The 7872-nt window shown below is 72.8% G+C and carries 7 protein-coding genes; all 7 read right to left on the reverse strand.

All coding sequences use genetic code 11. From position 1 onward, the window contains the following. Positions 1–61 precede the first annotated feature (61 nt). Positions 62–1258: a MalY/PatB family protein gene (locus IH13_RS0113035; protein ID WP_031084010.1), complete on the reverse strand. Its 1197-nt coding sequence runs from the start codon at positions 1256–1258 to the stop codon at positions 62–64. A gap of 78 nt (positions 1259–1336) precedes the next feature. Then, positions 1337–2359, reverse strand: a complete 1023-nt coding sequence (gene fbaA / locus IH13_RS0113040) for a class II fructose-bisphosphate aldolase (protein ID WP_031084011.1) — start codon at positions 2357–2359, stop codon at positions 1337–1339. A 190-nt stretch (positions 2360–2549) separates the two neighbouring features. Then, positions 2550–3089 (reverse strand): orotate phosphoribosyltransferase, encoded by a 540-nt coding sequence (gene pyrE / locus IH13_RS0113045; RefSeq protein WP_031084012.1) that lies wholly within the window; start codon positions 3087–3089, stop codon positions 2550–2552. 77 nt (positions 3090–3166) lie between these two features. Then, positions 3167–3967 (reverse strand): aldose epimerase family protein, encoded by an 801-nt coding sequence (locus IH13_RS0113050; RefSeq protein ID WP_420713355.1) that lies wholly within the window; start codon positions 3965–3967, stop codon positions 3167–3169. 33 nt (positions 3968–4000) lie between these two features. Then, on the reverse strand, positions 4001–5152 hold the full coding sequence (locus IH13_RS0113055) for an SRPBCC domain-containing protein (protein WP_234433283.1): 1152 nt from the start codon (positions 5150–5152) through the stop codon (positions 4001–4003). Between the two features lie 81 nt (positions 5153–5233). Continuing rightward, positions 5234–6832, reverse strand: coding sequence for a polyamine aminopropyltransferase (locus tag IH13_RS0113060; RefSeq protein WP_031084015.1), 1599 nt, complete (start codon positions 6830–6832; stop codon positions 5234–5236). Positions 6833–6936: 104 nt separating this feature from the next. Then, positions 6937–7458, reverse strand: a complete 522-nt coding sequence (locus IH13_RS0113065; protein ID WP_031084016.1) for a DUF2617 family protein — start codon at positions 7456–7458, stop codon at positions 6937–6939. Positions 7459–7872: the final 414 nt, after the last annotated feature.

Raw genomic sequence — 7872 nt, forward strand, 5'->3', positions numbered from 1 at the left:
GGGAACAGCCTGCCGCAGGCGCACCCACCCCCCACGCACCGGCACCCACACCCGCCCCTCCCTACCGCACCACCACCCCCAGCCCCCGCACCAACGCGTCCACCCCCGCCTCCACCTTGCTCCGCGGGCACCCCGCGTTCAGCCGCAGGAAGCCCGGCGCCCCGTACACCGCCCCCGGCATGATCGCGACCTTCTCCCGCTCGATCAGCACCCGCTGCACCACCTCGTCGTCCACCCCGTCCGCGCGGCCCACACCCAGCGGTCTCAGGTCGATCCACGCCAGATAGCCCGCCTGCGGCGGCTCCCACGCCAGCTGGGGGAACGCCCCGTTCAACCGCTCCGCGACCAGCGCCAGGTTCTCCGCGACATACGCCCGGGCCGCGTCCAGCCACGCCCCGCCCTCCCGGTACGCCGCGATGTGCGCGGTCAGCGACAGCACCGCGGGCGAGGCGAGCCCCTCGGCCGTCTCCATCCTGCGGAGGAACTCCGCCCGCTCCGCCGGATCACCGATGAAGCCGTACGACCCCGTCAGCGCCGGGAAGTTGAACGCCTTCGACCCCGAGGTGATCACCGCCCAGCGTCCGTCACCCCCGGCCCCGTCACCCCCGACCCGCGTCCACGGCACATGCCGGTGCCCGTCGTGCACGAAGTCCGCGTGGATCTCGTCACTGATCACCGCGACCCCGTGGCGCCGGGCGAGCGCGGCCGTCTCCCGCAGCTCGGTCTCCGTCCACACCCGCCCCGTCGGGTTGTGCGGCGAGCACAGCACGAGCACCCTGGCGTCCGCCCGCGCCAGCTCGCGTTCCAACGCCTCGTCGTCCCCCACCGGTACGCCGCGCAGCTCCCGTCCGAGCCCGGTGACCGCTTTGCGGAAACCGTCGTACGTGGGGGTGTGGACCACGACGCCGTCCCCCTGCGCCGTCCACATCTGGAGGAGTTGCGAGAGCTGGCTCAGCACGGACGGCCCGTAGACCAGCCGGCCGGTGTCCACCTCGGTGCCGTACCGGGTCGCGTACCAGTGCGCGATCGCCGACCGGAAGTCGTCCTGCTGCCAGGTGGTGTAACCGAGCACCCCGTGGTCGAGCCGGGCCCGCAGCGCGGCCAGCACCTCGGGCGCGGTCTCGAAGTCCATGTCGGAGATGGTGAAGGGCAGCAGGCCGTCCACCCCGAACCGGTCGGCGACCCCGTCCCACTGGACGCACCAGGTGCCCCGCCGGTCGATGACGGTGTCGAAGTCGTAGCGCGCTCGCGTACTCACAGCGGTCCCTCCGGGTCTCCGGACGTGCCACGGGCCCGGCTCCACGAGGGAGGCCGGGCCCGAGACGTCCGTGCGTACTTACTTCAGCTTGGTGCCCGTGGAACGCAGGTTGGCACAGGCTTCCGTGACACGCGCGGCCATGCCCGCCTCGGCCGACTTGCCCCAGCTGCGCGGGTCGTAGACCTTCTTGTTGCCGACCTCGCCGTCGACCTTCAGCACGCCGTCGTAGTTGCGGAACATGTGGTCCACGATCGGGCGGGTGAAGGCGTACTGGGTGTCGGTGTCGAGGTTCATCTTCACGACGCCGTTCTCCAGCGCGGTGGCGATCTCCTCGGCCGTGGAGCCGGAGCCGCCGTGGAAGACGAAGTCGAACGGCGACGTCTTGCCGTACTTGGCGCCGACGCCCTCCTGGAGGTCCTTCAGGAGCTCCGGGCGCAGGACGACGTTGCCCGGCTTGTAGACGCCGTGGACGTTGCCGAAGGACGCGGCCAGCAGGTAGCGGCCCTTCTCACCCAGACCGAGCGCCTCGGCGGTGCGCAGGGCGTCGTCGACGGTGGTGTACAGCTCGTCGTTGATCTCGTGGGTGACGCCGTCCTCCTCGCCACCGGTCGGGGTGATCTCGACCTCAAGGATGATCTTGGCGGCGGCGGCCTTCGCCAGCAGCTCCTGGCCGATGGCCAGGTTGTCGGCGAGGGTCTCGGCCGATCCGTCCCACATGTGGGACTGGAACAGCGGGTTCTGGCCCTTGGCGACGCGCTCCGCGGAGACGTCGAGCAGCGGGCGGACGTAGCCGTCCAGCTTGTCCTTGGGGCAGTGGTCGGTGTGCAGGGCGACCGTGATGTCGTACTTGGCGGCGACGACGTGCGCGAACTCGGCCAGGGCGACCGCGCCCGTGACCATGTCCTTGTTGTACTGGCCGCCCAGGAACTCGGCCCCACCGGTGGAGATCTGGACGATGCCGTCGCTCTCCGCCTCCGCGAAGCCGCGCAGTGCAGCGTGCAGGGTCTGGGTCGACGTCACATTGATGGCCGGGTAGGCGAACTTGCCTGCCTTCGCCCGGTCGAGCATCTCGGCGTAGACCTCGGGGGTTGCGATGGGCATCTGTCCGCTCCTTGGGATGTGCGGGTGTGCGTGCTGGTCCCTGACCTGGGGGGCGACGTCATCGTCGCCCCCCATCTTTCCAGACTCCCGCTCCGGCTCCACCCCGCCCGGTCCCGCGCATGCCGGGCGGACACACCCGAGGGGTGGACGGTTTCACGTGAAACAGTCCACCCCTCGACAAACGTGCAGGTCAGGCCAGGCCGAGGTCGCCGACCGAGTACACGTGGAGGTAGGGCAGACCCGCCTCGGCGATGGCGGGGGCAGCGCCCCGCTCCACGATCACGGCGACGGCGACGACCTCGCCACCGGCCTCACGCACCGCCTCGACCGCGGTCAGCGGCGATCCGCCGGTCGTGGAGGTGTCCTCGACGACGAGGCAGCGGCGCCCCTTGACATCGGTGCCCTCGATCCGGCGCTGCATCCCGTGGGCCTTCTGCGCCTTGCGGACCACGAAGGCGTCCAGGCGCTTCCCGCGCGCGGCGGAGGCGTGCAGCATCGAGGTGGCGACCGGGTCGGCGCCCAGGGTCAGGCCGCCGACGCAGTCGTAGTCCAGCTCGGCGGTGGCGTCGAGCATCACCTGGCCGACCATCGGTGCGGCCTCGCCGTCCAGCGTGATCCGGCGCAGGTCGATGTACCAGTCGGCTTCCAGACCCGAGGAGAGGGTCACCTTGCCGTGTACCACGGCCTTGTCCTTGATCTGCTGGAGCAGCTCAGCACGTACGTCAGTCATGCCCACGAGGGTAAGCGCTGGCGCCACCACCGCCGTCCCGTGGCCCCGCCGGGTCTCACCGCCGGCGGGGCCCGAGGTCAGAGCCGGGTCCAGCTCCACGTCGAGGCGATCTCCAGCGGATCGATCGGGGTGACCAGACGGGGCGTGCTGTTCAGCCCGTTCGGCGGGCCCGACTGGGGTTCGACGCAGACCGCTTCCGCCTGCTCGTCGTAGATCACGACCCATTCGTCGCGGCTCTTGACGGTGAGCTCCAGCTGTTCGGGCCAGGTCAGCTTCACCTCGACGCCGTCCGGCATCCCGAAGCAGTCGTCCCAGGGGCCGGGCAGGGGGTCGATCCGGTGGCCGGTCGGGAGGTGGTCGTCGCCGCGCTCCTCCTGCCAGGCGGCCGAGAAGTCGATGCGTACGTCCTGGCCGCCGGTGTTGCGGAGGAACCAGGGGTGCCACCCGGCCTGGGCCGGGAAGGAGTTCCCGTACGTCTCGACGCCGAGGTGGAGCGTCAGCGTGTCCTCGGTCAGCTCGAAGGACTGGGTCACCCGGCCCTCGTACGGCCACGGGTCGGCCAGGTCGTAGAAGAAGGCCGCCTCCGCGTCGTCCTGCCGGGCGAGCTGCCAGGCGGTGTCGCGCCCGGTGCCGTGGATGGCGTACGGCGGGGAGTTCAGGGGCAGCTGGTGGAGCTCACCGCCGTTGCGGAACAGGCCGTTCTCGGTACGGCCGCACCAGGGCACCATCGGGAAGCAGCCGTACCGCTCGCCCTGGCGCAGCAGCTCGGTGCCGCCGATCCGGAAGCTGCTGATCCGGCAGCCGTGGACGGGGTCGACGATCAACTCGGCGTCGCCGGCGGTCAGCCGGACGTTCTTCGTAGCTCTGCTCACGCCCATGACACTACTGGCGCGGCGCCGCCTCCGGCGTCGTCACCGCCGTCGCCGCAGGGCCCGGCCGACGACCACCGCCGAGGCGATCGCCAGTGCCGCCGCCGGGGCGATCCAGCGCAGGGTGAGGCCCGCGACGCCCGATTCGGACGAGGGCACCGGGGCGTACCGGCCGCGCGGCGGGGCGTGGTCGACCTCCTCCGTACTGCGGCCGATCATGGTGCGGCGGGCGTGCGCGGCCTCGGCCGGCGGCTCGTCGGGCACCGTGAACTCCAGCTCCGCGGACGGCTCCAGGGACGACGGCGGTACGGGTGCATCGAACACGGACGCCGCGTCGGCCCCCCCGTCGAACTCAGGCGTCCCGTCGGGCTCCCGCTCCGCGTCGGGCTCCCGCTCCGCAGCCGGGGCCGGCTCACCGGCCGGTGCGGGAGCGGAGGATTCCGGGGTGGCGGCACCCGCCGTCCCGGGATCGGACGGCTCCCCGCCCGGCACACCCGCACCCGCGGGTTCCGCGTGCGCGGAGGAGGGACCCTCAGGCGCCGGAGACGACTCGTCGGAAGAAGCCCGGCCACCGGCGGAAGGCCCTTCCCCTGCGGAAGGCCGCTCATCGGCCGAAGACCGCGCCCCCGACGCAGCCTGGTCGTCCGGGCCCGCGGCCGCCCCCACCGGGGGCCCCGCCGCATCCGCGCCCGAAGCGCCCGAGGCGCCCGAGGCGTCCGAGGCGTCCGCCGCGTCGTCCTCGCCCTCCGCGCCCCGGGACGCCAGGGACTCCGTGACCAGCTGCTGGGTGAAACGGTCCAGCAGCCGCTGCGCCGCGGCGAGCGCCGCCGCCTGCTCCAGGTCCAGGATGCGGCCGTCACCGCTCGCCGTCCCGGCGTAGCCGATGGTCGTGCCGCCGTCCGTCGGCGCGAGACTCACGATCAGGGCCAGCTTCGCCGAGCCGGTGCCTCTGGCCTCCACACCCTCCCCCGCCACCGAGAACGTTTCGCCCCCGTCCGCGGGCCGCAGGGTCAGCGCACCCCGGTAGGTGATCGTGTGACTGCCGACCCGCACCTTCAGGCGCCCCGCCAAGGGGCCCGCCGCGGCGTCGGCGTCCTGCTGGAAGCCGGGGACGCAACGGGCGACGCAGGCGGGATCGCCCAGCGTCCGCCGAAGGGACGCGACCGGAACCGGAACGAACACCTCATGCTCCATACCCACCGAGCCTACTCAGCCGCGGCCGTCCCGTCAGCGCTTCCCCGCCCCCGTGCCCGCCCGCGTACACCCCGTGTGCCCTCACGGCTCCTCCCAGTACCGCGGGTGCACCAGCGTCGACGGCAGGGCCCCGCGCTGCCGGACCCGCTCCGCCGAGCGCCCGGCCGCCAGCAGCTCCCGCTCCCCCAGCGACCTCGGACCGGGGGCGTCCGCGTCCAGGCGCAGCTGGAGCGAAGGCTCCCGCCCGGCCAGCACGAAGCCCCAGTCGTGCGGGGCCCTTGACGTGTGCCTGGAGCGGTCCGGGCCCGCGGCGAAGCCGACGAGCCGCCCCTCGACGCGGTACGGGCGGGTGGAGAGGCCGCCCGCGCGCACCGACGCCTCCACCGTCCAGAAGGTGGCGGGCCTGCCGTCGAGCGGCCCGGCGTGCACCACCAGCCGGCCGCCCGGCTCCAGGGCCCCCGCGACCAGGCCGTAGAACTCCGCGGAGTAGAGCTTGGTGCTGGCCGTGATCCCGGGGTCCGGCAGGTCCGAGACCACCACGTCGTAGCGGTCGTGGCCGGAGCGCAGCCAGGTGAACGCGTCCGCCGTGACCGCCGTCAGCCGCGGATCGTCGTACGCGTGTCCGTTGAGCCCGGACAGCGCCGGGTCCGTGCGGGCCAACCGGGTGACGGCCGGGTCGAGCTCCACGACCACGACGGACTCGACGTCCGCATGGCGCAGCACCTCCCGGGCGGCCAGCCCGTCGCCGCCGCCGAGGATCAGCACCCGCGCGTGCCGCCCCGCCATCGCCGGGTGCACCAGCGCCTCGTGGTAGCGGTACTCGTCCTGGGAGCTGACCCGCAGCCGGCCGTCCAGATAGAGGTCCAGGGAGTCCCGGCCCGCCCCGGTGAGCACGACCTCCTGCACCCCGGTCTGCACGGCGACCCGCACGTCCCCGCCGTACACCGCGCGCCGCGCCGCTCGCTCGAAGTCGTCGACCAGGACCGTCGCCGTGGCCAGCAGGGCGAGCACGGTGACGTTGACCGTGATCAGCAGCCAGCGGGACCGCCGGTCCAGGTCACGCCGGAACACCCACAGCACCAGCGCCCCGCCCGCCGCCGCGTTGACCGCGCCGGTGACCAGCGCGCCGGTGAGCTGGCCCATCACCGGCAGCAGCAGGAAGGGGAAGGCGAGCCCGCCCACCAGCGCGCCCACGTAGTCGGCGGCGAAGAGGTCGGCGACCGCCCCGCCCGCGTCCTGCCGGTCGACCCGCTGGATCATCGTCATCAGCAGCGGGATCTCCGCACCGATGAGGACACCGATCGCGAGCGAGAACCCCACCAGCGCGTACCGAGACTCCCCGAGCCACGCGAAGGACGCGTACAGCACGAGCGCCGACGTCCCGCCGACCAGCGCGAGGGCGGCTTCCAGCAGGCCGAATCCGACCGCGGCCCGGCTGCGTAAACGTTTCGCGAGGAGCGACCCGATGCCCATCGCGAACACCATCACGGAGAGCACGACGGAGGCCTGGGTCACCGAGTCGCCGATCAGGTAGGAGGCGAGCGCCACCAGTTCGAGCTCGTAGACCAGGCCGCACGCGGCACAGACGAAGACCACGGCCAGCACCAGGAACCGGCCGGTCCGCGGCCGTACGGGAATCCGCGCCGCGCCCCCTCGCGGCGACGCCTGCTGGTCGATCATGAAGGGAACGCTACGTCACTGCGCCGTTGCGCTTTGTCACCCACACGGGTGCAAGTGCGCCCTGGGCCGCCCCGGCGCCCGCCGCCGGCGGTCCCCGCGCCGGCTCACGGAACGGGCGCCGGCATCCGCACGCCGACCCGTGTCCGGGTCACCACCAACTGCCCCTCCTGCGGGTACGCGTGCCAGGTACGCCAGCGCACCTGGCCCTCGGTGCGCTGCGCCAGCATCGCGGTGAACGCGTGCGGGCTGCCGGGAAACGTCCCCGCGAGGCCGTGCGGGTGGTCGGAGACCAGGGCGAGCAACTCCTGGGCGCGCCCGGCGAACGAGCCCTCGGAGAGCGTCTCGACGCGCGCCGCGAACTCGTACTCCCAGTCGCCGAGCCGCTTGGCGACCCCGAGGGGCAGGGGTGTGCTGCTGCCCGGCATGCAGGCGACGGTCTCGGAGCAGGACCCCCGCTCCTCCTCCAGCAGCACCTGGTGGGAAGCGCCCAGCAGCCTCATCTGCAGGGTGGCGCCGGCGAGTTGGAGGTCGAGTACGGCGAGGGCGGGCAGTGGCTCACGGCCCAGCGCCCAGGCCAGGTCGGCGGCACGGGTGTCGGAATAGGCGGTCTGGAGGGTCGTGAGCATTGGATCGGCTCCGCACACACATGTGGAACATGGACAGGGGGTGCCCCGGCGCCGCGCACGTGGGGGAATGGGAGACGCCCGAACCGGCCCAACTGGGCCTGCGGGGCTGAATGTTCTTTACAACGAGGAAATCATGAAGTAAGCGACACTCGCAGCTTTTTTGCCCAACTCGCTGCGGATTCCATCCCGTCGGGGGCAGGACGGTTCAGGTGTTCTGGCGGAAGTGGCCGCCCGACCGGACGGCGGCCGCCATCCGACTCGCCAACACGGCAGTGCCCGGCGGAAGTTGAACCACCGGGCACCTCATGGACATACGGACGCCTCCCCCGTCCCACCGGACGCGGCCTCCACCCCCTGCTCAGTCGCCGCCCCCGCCGCAGCCGCCACCGCAGGAGTGGCCGCCGCCCCCGCAGG

The sequence above is a fragment of the Streptomyces sp. NRRL WC-3549 genome (assembly GCF_000721935.1).
Taxonomy (GTDB): Bacteria; Actinomycetota; Actinomycetes; order Streptomycetales; family Streptomycetaceae; genus Streptomyces.